We start from the raw sequence: 18,070 nt of genomic DNA on the forward strand, positions 1-18,070 counted from the left end.
GATAGCGACTCATCATTATTACTTTCAAATCGTAGAAAATATCTGCGTAACATCAGTTATTCATAAGCTACGCAACAGGATATAATCGCCTAACCATTCTATGGAGCAAGTTTATGGCTTATCTATTACCGCGAGATGCGTTTTTATTGCTGGAAGAGGCGTTCAATCATGACCGTGCCAAGGCGGAGGTTTTCGCCCATGCGATAGAAACATCAATTAGCGCCATACAAGACAAGGCTAACGAATACATCGTTGATAAAAAAGACGCGCTCAAATCGGAATTGTATAACGAGCTACGTTATGAATTGGCGACCAAGGAGTTTGTCCGTGCTGAAATAAATGGCTTGCGTGATGAAGTTCACCAAGAAATGAACAGGTTACACGCTGAAATGAAGCAACAAGGCCTGTTATTAAAAATCTTAATCGGGTTGGCAATCTTTGGCCTGACCTTATTTAATCCGGCGTTTGTAAAACTTGTCGAGTTGTTGATGAAATAACATCATCCGGCAAGCAAACGCTTTTCCTAACCAAAATCCTCATTAAAGATAAATATGAAAGCAAATATTGGTTTAATCGGCCTGGCAGTTATGGGGCAAAATTTAGTCCTTAATATGGACGACCACGGTTTTAAAGTGGCGGTGTTTAACCGCACCACCAGCACGGTCGATGAATTTCTGGCCGGCCCGGCGCAAGACACCCAAGTGGTGGGGGCGCATTCTTTGGAAGAATTTGTCGATCATCTGGAATCGCCACGGGTGGTGATGCTGATGGTGAAAGCGGGCGAAGTCGTTGATCAGTACATCGAAAAACTGATACCTTTGCTGTCGGCGGGCGACATCATTGTCGATGGTGGTAATTCCTTGTTCACCGACACCAACCGTCGCACCCAGTATTTGCGCGATAAGCAAATCTATTACATCGGCACCGGTGTGTCCGGTGGTGAAGAAGGTGCGCGGCATGGCCCGTCTATCATGCCAGGTGGCAATAAAGCGGCCTGGCCTACCGTGAAAGGCATTTTCCAGGCGATCAGCGCGGAAGTGGATGGTCAGCCTTGTTGTGAATGGGTTGGCGACAACGGTGCCGGGCATTATGTCAAAATGGTGCATAACGGCATTGAATACGGGGATATGCAATTGATTTGCGAAGCGTATCAATTGCTTTCTGAGGGTTTGGGATTATCGGCAGATGAATTGCATGATATTTTCACCGAATGGAACCAAGGTGAATTAAGTTCGTATTTGATCGAAATCACCGCCGCGATTTTTGCTTATAAAGATGAAGATGGTAAGCCTTTAGTCAATAAAATCCTCGATACCGCCGGACAAAAAGGCACGGGCAAATGGACGGGCATCAACGCCTTGGATTTGGGCATTCCGCTGACCTTGATTGGCGAATCCGTGTTTGCCCGCTGTTTGTCGGCGCAAAAAGACGAGCGGGTGAAAGCGGCAAAAATATTGCCCAAACGCCCAAAACTGACTTTTTCAAGCGACCAACAGGCGATGGTCGATGCCGTCCACGATGCCTTGTATGCCGCCAAGATCATCTCTTATGCCCAAGGTTTCCGCTTGATGCGCGAAGCGTCTAAAGAATATGGCCTGTCGCTCAACTATGGAGAAATTGCCTTGATGTGGCGCGGCGGTTGTATCATCCGCAGCCAGTTTTTGAACAATATCAAACAAGCTTACGACATCAATCCTGATTTGAAGAATTTGCTGTTGGCGGATTTCTTCGTCGATGCCATCAAAAATGCCGATGCCGGTTGGCGCAAAGCAGTGATTTTGGGGATTGAAGCGGGCATCCCGACTCCGGCATTTTCTTCCGCCCTGGCTTATTACGATGGTTACCGCACTGACCGCTTACCGGCTAATTTGCTGCAAGCGCAACGCGATTATTTCGGGGCGCACACTTACGAGCGCACCGACAAGCCACGCGGTGAGTTTTTCCATACCGATTGGACGGGGCAGGGCGGTAAAGTGGCTTCGACAACTTATACGGTTTAAATCTGATTCAAGCACGCACCAGCGGCATGGTAACTTTCCTCTTTTGGAATGCACGGCGTACGCGGCGGCTAGATATAGTTTGCCGTTTGGTGCGTGAATTTGAAGTTGATGTGCTGATGCTTGCTGAAAATGCTTTGGGTGTTGCAGAGGTGCTGGCAAAACTCAACACACCTGAAGTTGCCGACTTTCATTACAATTCAGGGTTATGTGAAAGGATTGCCATATTTTCAAAGTTCAAAGATAGGCAAATAAAACCACAATTTGAATCTACGCATATCAGCATCCGGCATTTGAAACCGCCAAATGGTGCTGATTTACTGTTGGTGGTTGTTCATCTTCCTAGCAAACTTAGGCAATCAAATGACAGCCAAGCTTTTGAAATGCCAGCAATAGCAAGGGATATTATCAGAATGGAATATAAGGTCGGACATCAGCGCACGGTGTTGGTGGGTGATTTGAATATGAACCCTTTTGAAACGGGGTTAATTGCGGCGAATGGGCTTCATGCCACAATGGCAAGACGTATTGCCGAGAAAAAAACACGGATTGTGAATGGACGGAGTTATCCATTTTTTTACAATCCTATGTGGAGCTTATTGGGTGATACGTCAAATAGACCATCTGGCAGTCATTATTACCACAAAAGCGAGCAAGTCAGTTATTTTTGGCACTTGTTTGATCAAGTGTTGCTCAGGCCTGATGTGTTGCCAATGTTTCAAAATGAGAACTTAAAACTGATTGATAGTGTGGGCGATTGTTCGCTGTTAACTAGAAATGGCATTCCTGATAAGAATATTTCTGATCACCTACCTATCCTCTTCCAGTTAAATTGTTAATAGTTGGAGAATCATAATGACAGATTCAAGTGATGATTTATGGCCTGATTTAACAGGTGAGCCTTCCCAAAAACCACCTTTACTTATTCTAAGGGAACAGGCTGCAAAATTGGGAGCAAAGACATCAAATATTATTGAAGCGGAAGTGGAAGCGTATCCTGATAACAAAGGACGTTTGCATATCCGATTCACGCTCAAAGCTCCTGCTTTAAATGGATATGAATATACGCTTCTTAAAATAATCCAACCCATTGATTTATACCCGGTATGCTTTTCTGACTCTGATGCGGATTTTTGGGACGACAATAATTTAAAAAATGAACAGGAATTTAAACAATACTTGGAAGATGTTTTTAAATCAGAGCATACCGTAAATATTATTCGTAGCCTGGTTGCCCAAAGTAAAAATTAATAAGCCTTTTATGAAGATCGCTCGTTTTTGATGTGCGTGAATCATTTATCTTAACCCTATCGGCACTAAAAATTCTATGAAAGCTGAACCCTGCACGTACGTTATATTTGGAGCGACCGGCAACCTGTCCCGCATCAAACTGATGCCCGCGCTATATCATCTTGATGCTGCAAGCCGTTTGCCGGAAGGCACACGGATTTTGGCGATAGGCCGCCGTCCCTGGGATCAGCCCAAATGGCTTGCAGAAGTGAGGGACATGGTCGTGGCAAAAGCCAAGGAAGACTTTGACGAGACGGTCTTCCAACGCTTTAGTGACCGGCTGTATTATCACCAGGGCGATATTGGCGAGGCAGAATGCTACACGGGCTTGGCGGCGACACTGGAACGAAAAGAGTTTTCCCAAAATATCGCCTTTTATTTGTCCATTAGTCCCGCCGATTTCGGTCCGGTGCTGGGCATGTTAAGCGCCAACCATCTGTTTGATGAAGAAAGTGGCTGGCGGCGGGTGATTATCGAGAAGCCGTTTGGTTATGATCTTGATAGCGCGGAAGCGTTGCAAAAACGCATTAGCCACTATCTGACCGAAGAGCAAATCTACCGCATCGACCATTATCTGGGTAAAGGCATGGTGCAAAACGTGCTGGTGTTCCGTTTCGCCAATGTGATGTTGGAACCGTTATGGAACCGCAATTACATCGACCATATCCAGATCACCCATTCCGAAAGCATAGGCATTGACAGCCGGGGCGATTATTACAACAGCGCCGGGGCTTTGCGCGATATGTTGCAAAGCCATTTGCTGCAATTGCTGACCTTGGTGACGATGGAACCGCCCGTGTCGATGGATGCCGAGTCCTTGCGCGATGAAAAAGTCAAAGTCCTCAAATCCATACGCCCGATTCCGAAAGAAGCCGTCCACGCCCAAGCCTTTCGTGGGCAATACGCCAAAGGCATGATTAACGGCGAAAAAGTCAACAGTTATTTGGACGAGGCCAATATTCCGCCGGACAGCACCACCGAAACTTATGCTTCGATGAAGTTGTACATCGACAATTGGCGGTGGCGCGGGGTGCCGTTCTACATGCGCACCGGCAAACGCATGGCAAAAGCGCAATCGACCATCTCCATCTGCTTTCGCCATCCGCCGTTGCAATTTTTCCGGGGCACGGACGTGCATTGCATGAACCCGAACTGGGTGTTGCTCGGCATACAACCGGAAGAATGTATCCGCATAGAAATGACCGTCAAAGAACCGGGCCTGGAAATGAGCACCCGCACCAGCAGCCTTGATGCCAGTTTCCGCAATGACGACGAAAAAGCCATTGATGCTTATGAAGACTTGTTGTTGGACGTGCTGAAAGGTGACCGTTCCCTGTTCCTGCGTTTTGACGAAGTGGAATATGCCTGGCGGATTGTCGATCCGATTTTGCAAACCTGGGCGATTGAGCGTGATTATGTCGCCACCTATCCCGCTGGCTCTTGGGGTCCCGAAGATAGCCGATTATTTGATAAAGAAAGCCAATCCTGGCGTAGTTCATTAACACCGGAGTGTAAATAAATGCAAGAAAATAGCCGTTGGCACACTTTGGCAAGCGCAGATGACGTTGCCGCCGTTGCCAGCCAACATATCTTAAAGTCCGCCCAACAAGCCATCGCTGAACGTGGCCAATTCAAATTGGTTTTGGCAGGTGGCACAACCCCTGAAAAAATCTACCGGCTGTTGGCAAAAACCGATGCCGACTGGGCTAACTGGGTGATTTATTACGGTGACGAACGTTGCTTGCCTGCCGATGACGCCGAACGCAATAGTATGATTGCCAAAACCACCTTGCTGGATCATGTGCCGATTCCAGACGCACAAATCTTCACCATGCAAGCCGAATTGGGCGGTGAACACGCCGCCGGACATTACCGCCCGATTGTCGCCGCCGCCATGCCGTTCGACATGGTGTTGCTGGGCATGGGGGAAGACGGGCATACCGCCAGTTTGTTCCCAGGGCATGTCCATAACGAAGATGAATTGGTGCATGCGGTCTACAACTCCCCCAAACCGCCACCCAAACGGGTTTCAATCAGCGCGAAAGCCTTAAGCAACACCCATGAATTGCTGTTCCTGATTACAGGCGTGAACAAGCGGGAGATTGTGAAAGCGTGGCGGGCAGGCGAAAACTTGCCAATTGCGACCATCCAACCAGAAAACACGTTGGATATTTACATCGATAGCGATGCCTTGCCAGCCTAAAGACCATTTCCTTTGAATTATTCCCCATAAAAAAAGCCGCCCCATCAATAATGATAGGGCGGCTTTTTTAGTTTCTTAAGCTAATGCTAAACTTATTTAGTCTTTTCTAATTCCTTAAAAAGCTGTCGAAAGGTTTCAATGGCCCTAAGGCGGCATCACGACCATTTTTGCCGACGGCGGGTACTTTTAGGAACAAATCAGCCGCCAGTTCTGGATGTTGGAGATTGGCACTTTCTTTGTGACCATGTGGAATGACAATTTGCGGATGGTCAAAAGGTGCGCGTTCCCAACGGACACGTTCGTCGGTCAATGACTTTAAAAACGCGACCAGATCGGCTTTTTCCGAGTCCGAAATGGGTTGTTGGAATACCAAAGTGGCAAAATGGTGGGAGTTTTTAAAGTTGCCGCCACGGAAATAAAAATCTACGACTTGATCCAGTGTCAACAAACTACCGTTGTGCATATAAGGCCCGGTCAACTCAACATTGCGTAAGGACGGGGCTTTAAACGCGCCTTTGATGGCGAGCAATGCCCGGCCTTGTTGTAATTTTTTCAATTCTGCCTGCAACACCGGAACGCTAGGGATTTTTGCATAAATCCCACGAGTGCCACAGTTGCCGACAATATAAGGGTCGTCGATCAATTCTCTGTCAAGATAGTCCTGGGTAAAGGGGTTGTCCAGATCGCAGGAATTGACCGCCACGGGATCTACCATAGGCGTTCCGTTGAGCAACTGATTAAAATATTGTTGGCTAAAAGACAGTGGATTACCGTAAGGATCTTTACCTCCTACGCCTGGATCATTGTTAGTGGGGGTGACACTGGTGTTAAAAAAACCTTCGTCAAGCATGCCATTGACCGTTCCATGACCCGTAAACGAACCATTCAAGGTCTTGCGGTTGACTAGCCGTAGCGAGGAAAAAGCATCTGCCGCTGATTTGACGCCTGAATGTGGGGTGATGAAATTAATGAGCGGGTGGGCGGCGGCGGACAAGGTCGGGCCGGAATGGCAGATGGCACAATGGGCATTTAGAAAAAGTACCAAGCCCCGTTTTTGCTGTTTATTAAGGCCTTCCGGCATCTGCGGGATTTTTCCAGGCAAACGTGGGGTGTCAAAAGGGGTCTGGTCAGAAATCAGGGTTTGTTGATAAAGCTGTAATGCCAAACCAAAAAACAATGAAAAATTGGCTTCCATTTGATTATAAGGCGCGGCTTTTTTGTCAGCGGGCTGGCCAAATTCACCTGCACCTGACCAGTAACGCGGTGCAAAGCTTGCTTTTACCAAAGCTTCGTATGAGGTGTCCAGACCTTTGCCCGACACATCACGCAGTCCTGCCAGCACACTGTCTTCAGGATGGATTTCTTGTGCCAATAATGGGCGGCTGCTTAACAATTTACGTGCTATGTCAGGGAAGGCGCGTTGCTTGCAGGACATTTCGGAGTTGTTGACCGCTGGAGCCACGGCTTGGGAGGCGAGCGACGCATTTTCCAACTGGATGGCTTGTTTGCTTACCGTGCCATCGGCTTGCACAACCCAGATGCCTGCATCAGGGTCACGCAGGCCAAAAGGTGAAACCCCGTTAAAAATATTGTTCGCCCGTCCATCCCAAAAATTACGGAAATTAAAGCCGGCGTTAATGACACTGGGAGCTTGGCGCGCCTGCACTTGGCGGGTATTTAACGTGCCCAAATGAAAAATGTCATCGGTCTTGGATATACATTCGTCAAGACCAGTATTGCCTTGGCCTAGACCGTTAAAACGTGCCAGGAATACACCCGCTGACGAAACGATGTCATCGGTGGTGAATACCACGGCGGAATCTTTATCACGCGGATCGGCAAGTTGATGAAGAGGAAAATCACCACGTTTTAACGTGTAATTTGGCCCGCCACTTCCACCTGATGCGGTTGCTTCAAAGCTTAGGCGTGTCGTAGCGCCTCTGTGCAGTTTTCCAGTTGCAAGCTGGTTTTTAAAGCGTCCGTCAACACCCGCATGAAAATGGCATGACGCGCAGGCCATGCCATCACTGCCAACATGCGTGTCCCAAAATAATGCTTTGCCTAGTTGGATGGCGGTGGTTTTGTTGATAACGATAGGATCCGTTCCGTCAAGTAATCCGGGCGTGGGCGGCATTTCAACGCCTGTTAGCGAAGGAGGGGTGTTACCGTGCGCGGCAAGCTCACCGCTGAGCGATATTCCCAGCAACAAGGCGATGCCGGGCAAAAAAATAGTGTGGGCCCGTTTGGCAAATACGGTGCCGACACGGTGATGTGTGTTCATAAAAATGACCTGCGGGTTATTTTGTTATGTCTATGGGCTGATTGACTCAACACGATGAATTGTAATCAGGGCGGTGGCTTTGCACTGCAAATAATCTATGGCGTGGTTGCCTTTGTAGATTTAAAGACCTACAAAGGCAACGCCGTATAAATAAGACCGCAATTAGGTTTACGGAGCAATAACCTTGGTCACTGTCGTGTCAATATTGTATTTAGGCGTGTTGTCAACACCTGCATCAGGATTGATGCCACCCACTACAAATTGATACTGGCCTCTTGCGGGTGCTGTAAAAGTCAATTCCAATTGGCCAGGTACGTTGTCTTTTATGCCTTTAAAGCGTCTAACGACTTTGGTGTTACCGTCTTGGTCATAACCATAAGCGACAACACGCATCACGATATTGCCTAGGCTTTCACCGGTAGTCTCATCAACCGCACCGAATTTAGTAAAATTGGCGTACTGTGGATAAAAATGATCGACTACATAGCTGTCGGGTGCCGTGTCATCTGCGCCACGAAACCAAACCGTAACCCCTGGGTGTATGCCTACCGTTTCGGATACTAATTTGATTGTTACCTTTTGGTGTCTTTTGGCTGTAAAGCTACCCCAGTCGGAGAAATGTGTCCAACCCATGTCGCCGAAAGCAGGGTCGCTCCAGCCTTTGCTTTTCACTGTGAACACATCATGTGTTCTTCTAGCATTAAAATTAGTAATTTCAGCCGGTTGGGTTGCAGCAAAACTGGAGGCCGTAAACAAACCCGCTGTTGTTAATAAAGTTAATTTGGCTAACAATTTAAAATTGGATTTCATCGATTTTTCCTTTGTGTAATCAAATAATTGGGTAATTTAAAAGAGATTAATCAAACCTGTTGCCAAGTCGTCGCTAACGAACAAAATGCCGCAGTGTTTTATAGTCCTGATTGCTTGAATTGATAAAGTCAACCAGCGAGGGTTTTGTACTAGTGTTTGACTAGATTTGCTGTTATCCGAAATATCCAGCCAATGTATGTAGAGAACCCACACTTATGTGTTAGCATGATATATGCCACAAAAAATATTCAATTAAATCATAATATTAATGTTCAATTGTATCCAGTGCTATGTTATTTAACATAGTTTAATTATGGAGTGGGTGATATGACACGATCTTTGATAAAAATAACGTAGTATTTGCATGGTTTTATGCCGGAAAAATAATAGGTGGAAAATATTTTATTATTAATCATTATGTTAATAGGCTGTGAATTTTAAAATTAGGTGATTTAACATAGTTTAATTAGAGATTGCTTATATTTGCGGTCTCTAATGATAGAGTGATGCTGAGGAGATTTTCGACGGGGGGAGGGGGAATTGTCGGTGGGAATGAAATATTGAATTTGCCATACAAAAAACCCCGAAGGTTTTAACAACCTTCGGGGTTTGGTGTGAAGTGCAAAATGTTGCGGAATTTGCCGCTTTGCTATGGATGCTTGTTAGTGGCTAACGTCGACTTTGCTGCCCTTCGCTTGCCCGATGTCGCTTAGGGTTTGCCCGAACCAATCCGTATCAATATTGAAAGGTTTGCCGCCCTTGATGCGTGGGAATTCAATCGCCCGTAACACGCCATTTTGGTCTTCGTCATGGCCCATCACACCGGATTCGCGGCGCAATGCACATTCCACCGCCAAGTCCGCGCAAGATTTGATTAGGCGCACGTCTTCGATATTTGCCGCTGAAGCACGGGCAAAATAACCGGATTTTTGCACTAAAGTTTTTTCTGCACCGATCATCGTAGCGAATTGTTCGCCGAACCATTTGCCGGGATTGATCGCATCCAGTTTGATGTGGCCGAAAGCATCGCGGGGGACATCTTGGCCTTTGGCCTGCATTTCGGCAACGATGGCATCCACGCCTGCACCTTCGGAAACGAAGATGTTGACGCAATCAACGGTATCCATCACCGCTCGCAGACGTCCGGCTTCGGCGGCGAGGTCGATTGCCATTTCGGGGACGAACACGGCGTGGACTTCGTAGGATTCGCGCGATAGGCCCAGTTCTGGCAACCACTCGTTGCGGTCAAGCAGTTTACGGTATTCCAGTGCGGTTGCGGCAGTCAACCATCCGCAGTTGCGGCCCATGACCTCATGGACGATCAACATGCGCGGGTTGGAGTTGTTTTCGGCAACCACGTTGGCAAAATAACGCGCACCTTGTTCAGCAGCCGTCCATGCGCCCAGTGATTGTTTGATCGGATAAACGTCGTTATCGACTGTTTTGGGCAGGCCGATAACGGTCAGTCCGTAGTTGTTTCTGGCGAGGAACGCCGCCAAATCAGCCGCCGCCGTATTGGTGTCATCGCCGCCGATGGTATGCAGAATATCAACGCCGTCTTTAATCAGTTGATCTGCGGCAACTTTTTGTGGGTCTTCGCCTTCCTTGACCAGGCCACGTTTGACGCAGTCGGCAACGTTGGTCAATTTAACGCGGCTGTTGCCAATGGGTGAGCCGCCGAAACGGTGCAAGAGACCGGCTTTGGCGCGAATTTCCGGGGTGACTTCGTAGGAGTCGCCAAGCAACAGGCCTTTGTAACCACTACGGTAGCAAATAATTTCAATACTGGGGTCAATTTCGGTATAACGTTCAATCAGGCTGCCGATGGCTGAACTCAGGCAGGGGGCTAAACCACCTGCGGTAAGAATTGCGACTTTTTTTGGTTTATTCATAAGAGTTTTATGGTGTGAGGTGGTTTCAATCCGTTTTCAGCATCGAAAACGGGAACTGGAAAATATGGCTTCGAACCAGCTTATCCCGCCGCCGCGAGGGAAGTCTCCTGGCCTTGATCCGGTAAGCTGGCGGGACGAAATTTTAGCATATTGTCCAAGCATCGTTTACATACCGGAAAACGCCCTGGCGCTAAGCGTCTGCTTAATGCAGTTTGCCCTCGGTTTTGCCGCCATTGTCCTTCGTTTTATGCGGTTTGACATACTGTAAGCCCATTAACGTTTGGGTGTCTTCAGGATTGGCTATCCAAATAATCTTAGCGAAGCCTTTCAGCTTTAAGCCCTCGAACTCAAAGTGGGTGACATGGTTGTTATCTATGCTTATCGTTTCCGGCAGACAAAGCATAAACCCGCCCGATGACATGTTCACCGAAACAAATTTATGGTAATCGCCGTTGAGCAAAATCCGCCCAGGAACGGCTATTTCTTTGCGGTAGCTTTTGCGTTTAAAAACAGGACGGTCAATGTTATTGGCGAGATGGTTAAATTGCATTGCCAGCATTATTTGATCGTTGGATGCAGATTCGACCCTGACCACTTTAGCTTCACCCGACAGGCGCAGTTTTGGAAATAAAAAATCAATCGATTTTGCCGCCGCCAAATTTTGTAGGATACGTTTACCGGCATAAGCCATGTTTTTGTTTTCTAATTGCACCAGCACTCCGGTGACGGAAATATTTTTAGCGGTTATTTTCTGGACTTCACCGCCAAGGAACATCCATCCTTGTGTGTTGATTTTTTTTCGGTAAGCGCGATGGGTTGGACTGTTCATATTGACCTTCTTTTAAAGTTAGTGAGATCCTGTTGTGTTAAAAATAGCTTTTTTCAAATGGTTTAGTTGAATTTTTTATGTTAGTGAAGCCCCGCTTGGCTGTTCCATTGATCTGTTTGGTGGTTTGTTTGGCCTTGGCAAGTTGTGCAAGCTTGCCGCCCAGTAACCGTGATAACCTCTGCGCCGTTTTTGTCGAGCAAGACGGGTGGTATCCAGATGCCCAGAAAGCAGCCCAAAAATGGGGGATACCGGTAGCCGTCATCATGGCAATTATGCACCAGGAATCCCGCTTTGTTGCCGATGCCAAGCCGCCCCGCACTTGGTTGCTGGGCATCGTCCCCTGGTTCCGCCCTAGCAGTGCTTATGGATACGCCCAAGCTAAAGATGAAACGTGGGACGTTTATTTGCACAAGGCCGGCAGTTGGTGGTCTGACCGTGACGATTTTGCCGATGCCGCCGACTTTATCGGTTGGTATTGCCATATCAGCCACGCCAAACTGGGCATCGTCGCCAATGATGCCAAAAATTTATATCTGGCCTACCATGAAGGCCATCGTGGCTTCCAGCAAAAAACGCATGTACGTTCCGTATGGCTTAGGCGGGTGGCCGATAAGGTCGCCCTCCGCGCCAGATATTTTCAAAAGCAGTTAAGCGAATGCAAAATGACAGCAAGCAATCAGTGATTTTTTGATAAACTAGCCTCTTTTACTTTGATGAGAGAGGAAATCATGAGAAAAAATCAAACGCAAATTCTGGCAATGGTTACGGCAATTTTTGTAGGCATTACCTTATTTTCCGTAGTGAACGCCAAAACACCTCAAGAAAACAAAGCTGCCGGTGTCGCTTTTCTTGCCGCCAACGCTAAAAAAGATAACATTGTAACGACTAAAAGCGGCCTGCAATATGAAATATTAACATCAGGAAAGGGAAAATCACCGATAGCCACGGATACCGTATTGGTAAATTACAAAGGCACCAAGATTGACGGGCAAGAATTTGACAGTTCATATTCCCGTGGCGAACCCGCTAGTTTTCCTGTCAATGCGCTAATTACGGGTTGGACTGAAGGCTTGCAATTAATGAAAGAAGGCGCGAAATACCGTTTTTACATCCCTTCCGAACTCGCTTATGGTGAAACTGGCGGTGGTGCGATAGAATCCAATGAAGCACTGATTTTTGATGTTGAGTTATTGAAAATACAATAAAATCATTAGACGCAAGTCATGGCTCCTAGAATTGAGCGGGGCCAACCAATAAAGATAATTTACTATTCCCTCTGCAACGATGCGGTCCGCTTAACTGGTGGCATCGTCCAGAACTTAGCGGTAGTTCCATACTAATCACTTATCGGCTGTGCATTGCAACAGTCCGGTAAGTGAAAATCCTTCCCCTCCTTATTGATCATGCCCACTTACCAACTATTTGCGACGACCCCCAAAGCCCTGGAAGATATTCTGGTGGACGAACTCAAATCCTTGGGCATCCAAAATATCAAGGCCACGATGGCGGGGGCCGCGTTTGAGGGCGATTTGGAAATGGCTTACCGCGCTTGTTTGTGGTCGCGGGTTGCCAACCGCATTTTGTTGGTGTTAAGCACCTTCACCGTCAAAAGCCAGCAGGATTTGTATGATGGCGTGCAAAAAATCAACTGGTCTGAGCACCTCAACCCCGAAGGTAGTTTCGCGGTGACTTTCAGCGCGAAAAATTCAGAAGTGATTAACCACACGCATTTTGGCGCCTTAAAAGTCAAAGACGCGATAGTCGATCAAATGCGGGCAAAATTTAACACCCGGCCCACTATCGACACCGAACAGCCGAATATCCGCATCAACATTTATTTGCAAGGCGAGACCGCGCGTTTAAGCCTGGATTTGTCCGGTGAAAGCCTGCATCGGCGCGGGTACCGCGATGTCACCATTAAAGCCCCGATCAAGGAAAACCTTGCCGCCGCGTTGTTGTTACGCAGTGGCTGGCCGAAAATTGCCGCACAACACGGTACCTTGGTTGACCCGATGTGTGGTTCGGGGACACTATTGTTGGAAGCGGCGATAATTGCCGCCGATCACGCGCCGGGATTGTTGCGTGATTATTTTGGTTTTAACGGCTGGAAAAAACATGATGCCCAATGCTGGAAAAAACTATGTGCCGAAGCCGAGAAACGCAAATATGTCGGTCTTACAAAATTGCCCGTCATTGTCGGGTTTGACCAAGACCGCCACACAGTCAACATCGCCTTAAAACACATCGCCAACGCCGGGCTGCAAAATAAAATCCATGTTGAACGCCGTGATATTGCCGAAGCCGCACCAGCGGAAAGCTGGCAACCCGGTTTGTTGATTTGCAATCCCCCTTATGGCGAGCGTTTGGGCGACGAACAGGCCACCGCCGAATTGTACACAACGCTTGGGGAAACCTTAAAAAGCCAGTTTTTGGGTTGGCAAGCGGCGATGATTATCAGCGACCCGGAACTGGGTTTCCGCTTGGGCATACGCTCACAAAAACCGATCACCCTGTTTAACGGCGCACTCGAATGTAAATTATTGCGCATGACCATTGAAGAACGCGCGTTTTTTATCCCCAAAGCCCAAAATCAAGAAGAAAGGCTGGCGCAAGTCACTGCCAGCAGCCAAGAAGAGCAAAGCGGCAGCGATGCGCAAATGTTTGCCAACCGCCTGAAAAAAAACCTCAAAAAATTGGCGAAATGGGCAAAGCAAAACCACATCACCTGCTACCGCGTTTACGATGCCGATTTGCCGGAATACGCGGCGGCGGTGGATATTTACCAAGGCGAACAAACCTGGGTCAATGTGCAGGAATACGAACCGCCCAAAACCATAGACCGCCTCAAAGCCGATCAACGCCTGGCGGGATTGCTAGCTGAAATCCCCAAAGTGTTGGACGTGCCGCGTGAAAATGTCTTTTTAAAAATCCGCCGCAAACAACGCAGCGCCGACCAATACGAAAAATTCGCCGATACCGCGCGATTTTATGAAGTGGAAGAGGGCGGCTGTAAATTACTGGTCAATTTTGCCGATTATCTGGATACCGGACTCTTTTTAGACCATCGCCCCGTGCGTCTGCTGATCCAACAACAAGCCAAAGACAAACGTTTCCTCAACCTGTTTGCTTACACCGGCAGCGCGACGGTCCATGCCGCCGTGGGCGGCGCGAAAGCGACCACCACCGTCGATATGTCCAACACCTATATCAATTGGGCAAAAAACAACCTGGCCCTAAACAAAACGACAGGCGGGCATGAATTCATCCAGGCCGACTGTTTGGACTGGCTGGCGCACGAAGCCAAACAGCCGGTGCCCCGGCAGTATGATTTGATTTTTTTAGATCCGCCGACGTTTTCCAATTCCAAACGCATGGATGATGTGTTTGATATTCAAATCGACCATGTAACGCTGATAAACAACGCGCTTAAGCTGCTCTTCCCGCAAGGCGTGTTGTATTTTTCGACCAATTTCAAGCGGTTCAAGCTCGACACCGAAGCTTTGTCCGGTTTGACAATAGATGACATAAGCGCGGACACCATCCCCGAAGATTTTGCCCGCCATCCCAAAATCCATTATTGCTGGAGGATTGTCAAGCCATGCGTAGAGTAAAAATTCTGGTGTCAGGGCGCGTCCAGGGCGTGTATTTTCGCGTCTTCACCCAAAACAAAGCCAAACATTTCGGCATCCACGGCAGTGTCAGGAACCTAGCTGATGGACGGGTTGAAATCATCGCCGAAGCCGAGCATCCCGTGATAGAACAATTCATCAAATGGTGCCACAAAGGCCCTATTACCGCCCGTGTCGATCAAGTTGACATCATTGATTTGGAAGCCGATGAGGCACTGACCAGTTTCCAAGTTAAATAATGTCCCGATAGTCGCCTGACTCAATACGCTTGAGTCCGTCAGTATTAAAATTGTAAATATAGCACCAAGCCATCAACACCTTACCGTTGTCCAGATAAACAGGCACGGCCTTACGCACATACTCATGCGGCTTGGCAAACCGTGCCGAACATTCCTCGTAATCATCCAGCTTGGCAAATAAAGTCCCGGCGTTGAGGATTTGGTAAACCTCACCCCACACTTTATCGTCCGCTACGATGGATTCTATCGCTCCAGGGTATTGGCCCACGTCAACCAATTGCCCCCGCATAAACGCTTGCGACAAATAAACCGTATTGTTTGCCAGAAATGCTGACATTGGGGAATTTATGCCGTTGCGTAATGTACCGTAGGCAAAAAAGAATTCGGGCATGAGGGTGTTAAATTACTTTCAGAGTTACGCCATTTTAACGAATTTGGCAATCAGGCAAATTACAAATGCTACCTGGTTTTCTTCCTGACCCCTTTCTTCCGAGTGACCCCAGTCGTGACCCCATAAGTGCCGGATGCAACAATTTGACTCATTAGAAAAGATGTTAGTTGTCACCTATACTTTTGGGTTAATGTTCACAGGATAGATGCCCCCATGCGCTGGCTAAAACGAATTGCTTGGTTTCTCCTCATCTTAACGCTGCTGCTCGTAGGCGGTACGGCTTTTATCTGGTATCAGGCCTTTGAGCCTTTCTACCGGATGGGCAAGGCAATGACTTACAACGACCTGCCCCATAAACCCACCGTAGGCGACTTGGGCGGCATCCCCATTGCCATCCCGCCCGGCATCGCCCGCTTTGTCGAATACCAGGACGACCCGCATTTTTTGACCCCACGGAAAGGCCCGCCACCCGTGCGGACCTTGCAATCGAAATTCCGCAGTTTTGGTTTTGAAGTGCGTTACCCGGATATGGCCTTGGTACATGACGAAACACCAGAGCAACGGCGTAAAATCAATATCTATAACACGATGTGGTTGGATGTTGGAGCGGATGATTATGTACCACACGATGCAGGGTCTTTGACGCGCATCTTGGAAGGAACAATCACGACCAAATGGCCGAAAATGAACGATGGTGTCACTCCTATTGAACAACTGAAAGACAAACACGGCTACCGTGCGGTATCTGAAACTTTATACGACTTGGGTATTTACGAGGTTTATGGCTATGAAAAATCTTCCCACGATCACGATATTGGCGACAAAAATATCTACTATCACCGCAATAGGCGTGGTGAAGTTGACACTTATATTGAATGCAGCAACGCCAATCACCATGCCGCCCCCTGTAACCAACAGTTTTTGTTGCCAAAAGCAAAAAACATTATGCTCGATGTCCATTATCGCATCGGGCTATTGCCACATTGGAAAGATATTCAAGATCGAGTCAGTGCCACAACTTTAGGCTTTGCAACAAAGCCGCAGGCCGATTCCAGCGTTACTCCAGCAACTACCTCTTCACCACAACAGAATACAACAGAATATGGGGTCAGGTCTTGCAAAATAACACACAGGTGTTTTGAATATGATAATGCAAGACCTGACCCCATGCGGTGTGTTCGGCGCAATACGCAATTGCGCCTTACCTGCTAAGGGGGCTGACATGAAGACTATTTTTAGATTATTAAAATGGCTGGCGATTTTGATTGTGTTTTCGGCTTATTGGCAAGTTCGAAATCTCGATCCCGAAGGTGCGTGTAAGGGGTTTGAATATTTTTCCAGATGTTGGGATACCTGGGCTAATTACCATCCGGCTCATAACTTCAAAAAATTGCCTACCGATGAAGAAATGATCAAGCGTTTCTATGCTTACAATAATGAGTTAGAGGCAATAAAGGAGCGGGCATTATCTCGTGGTTCTTATTCAAGTGACTACAGTAATTTAGAATGGAAAACTCGTCATGGGATTTATGCTGTCTATAAGATGATAATTTGGCCACCAAATGTTTATGATTCATCACCTTCAATTTTGTCTGCCAATAACCGTGAATGGGCTTATAAGTTTTTGGTTGATAGCACCATGTACATCGCAGGAGCAGGAAAAGAATGGCCTTGGGTCAACCGGCTGAAAGGGTATGTGTATTTCCCCCTGCCCGCACCGCGTATTGAGCATGGGGTTCTTTTGGGAGCTATGCAGTTTGCCAGTGGAAAATATCGGCCTTGGCGGGTGTTGCCCCAACTAGATCAGGATTGGCCGGAAGATTGGGCCTCTGGCGAATGTTTGCTGCGGCGCATTGAGCCGCAGTGGTTTTTAATTTTATGCAAAGATCATGTTGGAGGATAAGTTATGCAATACAACGAAAAAACGTTTCAGCGCGTAGGGCGCATTAGCGATAGCGTAATGCGCCGGATGATTGAAATCCAACATGCGGTGCAATACGGCTATCGCCTATTGCCCCCTACGGATTGCGCCTTACCGCGTTGACCCCATGCGCTTATGCTTGGCCTCAAAAAGTTTATAAAAGCATGGACATAATTAATTCTATCTATCCCACATTAATTTTTACATGAACTTAATTATTATTTTTATTTTATTGATTATTTTTTTAGGAAGCATTTTTTTTATAGTAAGAATTGCTTGGCTTCGTTTTTTAGGAATTTATCCATTAAAAGGTAAAGAATGTCTTGAAAATGTAAAAAAGTTATTAATACGCAATGAGTATTTATTGGCATTAAAATGCTATAGGGACATAAATAAAAATCTTAGTTTAAAACAAGCGAGAGAGGATATTTTGACAATTAAAGCAAATTTAACAAGTTAACTGTTTAGTCCCGCATTTAAATGGTTAGGATTAATAATAAAAATATCTGGTTTTTCATCATACCATTTTAGGACGGCATCAAAAGGGGTCTTACGTCCAACAGCCCTGAGTTTCAGGTTGAAGTTGTA

The 18,070-nt window shown here is 47.1% G+C and carries 19 protein-coding genes; 14 read left to right on the top strand and 5 right to left on the bottom strand.

Features of this window, described 5'->3' with window-relative positions; all coding sequences use genetic code 11:
• Positions 1-113 precede the first annotated feature (113 nt).
• The 6 genes from PHH59_RS06855 (at position 114) to pgl (ending at position 5,490) form a co-directional block, all read left to right on the top strand.
• Complete coding sequence (locus PHH59_RS06855; protein ID WP_300013215.1) at positions 114-497, top strand: hypothetical protein; 384 nt, start codon at positions 114-116, stop codon at positions 495-497.
• Between the two features lie 54 nt (positions 498-551).
• The gene (gnd, locus tag PHH59_RS06860) at positions 552-2,000 is read left to right on the top strand and encodes a decarboxylating NADP(+)-dependent phosphogluconate dehydrogenase (protein ID WP_300013217.1); all 1,449 of its coding nucleotides are present in this window, start codon (positions 552-554) and stop codon (positions 1,998-2,000) included.
• 26 nt (positions 2,001-2,026) lie between these two features.
• Positions 2,027-2,836: an endonuclease/exonuclease/phosphatase family protein gene (locus tag PHH59_RS06865; protein WP_366145441.1), complete on the top strand. Its 810-nt coding sequence runs from the start codon at positions 2,027-2,029 to the stop codon at positions 2,834-2,836.
• Between the two features lie 16 nt (positions 2,837-2,852).
• Complete coding sequence (locus PHH59_RS06870; RefSeq protein ID WP_300013220.1) at positions 2,853-3,248, top strand: hypothetical protein; 396 nt, start codon at positions 2,853-2,855, stop codon at positions 3,246-3,248.
• Between the two features lie 76 nt (positions 3,249-3,324).
• Entirely contained in the window at positions 3,325-4,806 is a 1,482-nt protein-coding gene (zwf, locus tag PHH59_RS06875; RefSeq protein ID WP_300013222.1) for a glucose-6-phosphate dehydrogenase, read from the top strand.
• Complete coding sequence (gene pgl, locus PHH59_RS06880) at positions 4,807-5,490, top strand: 6-phosphogluconolactonase (RefSeq protein ID WP_300013224.1); 684 nt, start codon at positions 4,807-4,809, stop codon at positions 5,488-5,490. It abuts the gene before it with no gap.
• Between the two features lie 106 nt (positions 5,491-5,596).
• Here pgl and PHH59_RS06885 read toward each other — a convergent pair whose 3' ends face one another.
• The 4 genes from PHH59_RS06885 to PHH59_RS06900 form a co-directional block, all read right to left on the bottom strand.
• Positions 5,597-7,771: a cytochrome c peroxidase gene (locus PHH59_RS06885; RefSeq protein ID WP_300013226.1), complete on the bottom strand. Its 2,175-nt coding sequence runs from the start codon at positions 7,769-7,771 to the stop codon at positions 5,597-5,599.
• Between the two features lie 168 nt (positions 7,772-7,939).
• Entirely contained in the window at positions 7,940-8,581 is a 642-nt protein-coding gene (gene corA, locus PHH59_RS06890; protein ID WP_300013228.1) for a copper(I)-binding protein CorA, read from the bottom strand.
• 662 nt (positions 8,582-9,243) lie between these two features.
• The gene (locus PHH59_RS06895) at positions 9,244-10,473 is read right to left on the bottom strand and encodes a pyrophosphate--fructose-6-phosphate 1-phosphotransferase (RefSeq protein ID WP_300013230.1); all 1,230 of its coding nucleotides are present in this window, start codon (positions 10,471-10,473) and stop codon (positions 9,244-9,246) included.
• A 202-nt stretch (positions 10,474-10,675) separates the two neighbouring features.
• Positions 10,676-11,302 (bottom strand): PilZ domain-containing protein, encoded by a 627-nt coding sequence (locus PHH59_RS06900; protein WP_300013232.1) that lies wholly within the window; start codon positions 11,300-11,302, stop codon positions 10,676-10,678.
• A gap of 77 nt (positions 11,303-11,379) precedes the next feature.
• Between PHH59_RS06900 and PHH59_RS06905 the strand changes: the two genes are divergently transcribed.
• The 4 genes from PHH59_RS06905 (at position 11,380) to PHH59_RS06920 (ending at position 15,170) form a co-directional block, all read left to right on the top strand.
• Positions 11,380-11,985, top strand: a complete 606-nt coding sequence (locus PHH59_RS06905; protein ID WP_300013234.1) for a transglycosylase SLT domain-containing protein — start codon at positions 11,380-11,382, stop codon at positions 11,983-11,985.
• Positions 11,986-12,030: 45 nt separating this feature from the next.
• Positions 12,031-12,507 (top strand): FKBP-type peptidyl-prolyl cis-trans isomerase, encoded by a 477-nt coding sequence (locus PHH59_RS06910; RefSeq protein ID WP_300013236.1) that lies wholly within the window; start codon positions 12,031-12,033, stop codon positions 12,505-12,507.
• 198 nt (positions 12,508-12,705) lie between these two features.
• Complete coding sequence (gene rlmKL / locus PHH59_RS06915; protein WP_300013238.1) at positions 12,706-14,913, top strand: bifunctional 23S rRNA (guanine(2069)-N(7))-methyltransferase RlmK/23S rRNA (guanine(2445)-N(2))-methyltransferase RlmL; 2,208 nt, start codon at positions 12,706-12,708, stop codon at positions 14,911-14,913.
• Complete coding sequence (locus tag PHH59_RS06920; RefSeq protein WP_300013240.1) at positions 14,901-15,170, top strand: acylphosphatase; 270 nt, start codon at positions 14,901-14,903, stop codon at positions 15,168-15,170. The genes rlmKL and PHH59_RS06920 overlap by 13 nt, the downstream gene beginning before the upstream one ends.
• Here PHH59_RS06920 and PHH59_RS06925 read toward each other — a convergent pair.
• Positions 15,163-15,561 carry a gamma-glutamylcyclotransferase family protein gene (locus tag PHH59_RS06925; protein WP_300013242.1) on the bottom strand — a complete coding sequence of 133 codons (399 nt, stop codon included), beginning with the start codon at positions 15,559-15,561 and terminating at the stop codon, positions 15,163-15,165. The genes PHH59_RS06920 and PHH59_RS06925 overlap by 8 nt on opposite strands.
• Positions 15,562-15,774: 213 nt before the next feature.
• Between PHH59_RS06925 and PHH59_RS06930 the strand changes: the two genes are divergently transcribed.
• The 4 genes from PHH59_RS06930 (at position 15,775) to PHH59_RS06945 (ending at position 17,942) form a co-directional block, all read left to right on the top strand.
• The gene (locus PHH59_RS06930) at positions 15,775-16,773 is read left to right on the top strand and encodes a hypothetical protein (protein ID WP_300013244.1); all 999 of its coding nucleotides are present in this window, start codon (positions 15,775-15,777) and stop codon (positions 16,771-16,773) included.
• Between the two features lie 10 nt (positions 16,774-16,783).
• Positions 16,784-17,464, top strand: coding sequence for a hypothetical protein (locus PHH59_RS06935; RefSeq protein WP_300013246.1), 681 nt, complete (start codon positions 16,784-16,786; stop codon positions 17,462-17,464).
• Positions 17,465-17,467: 3 nt separating this feature from the next.
• Complete coding sequence (locus PHH59_RS06940) at positions 17,468-17,605, top strand: hypothetical protein (protein WP_300013248.1); 138 nt, start codon at positions 17,468-17,470, stop codon at positions 17,603-17,605.
• Positions 17,606-17,687: 82 nt separating this feature from the next.
• The gene (locus PHH59_RS06945; RefSeq protein WP_300013249.1) at positions 17,688-17,942 is read left to right on the top strand and encodes a hypothetical protein; all 255 of its coding nucleotides are present in this window, start codon (positions 17,688-17,690) and stop codon (positions 17,940-17,942) included.
• Positions 17,943-18,070: the final 128 nt, after the last annotated feature.

Origin of the sequence: Methylovulum sp., from assembly GCF_028687615.1 — a bacterium.
Lineage (GTDB): Bacteria > Pseudomonadota > Gammaproteobacteria > Methylococcales > Methylomonadaceae > Methylovulum.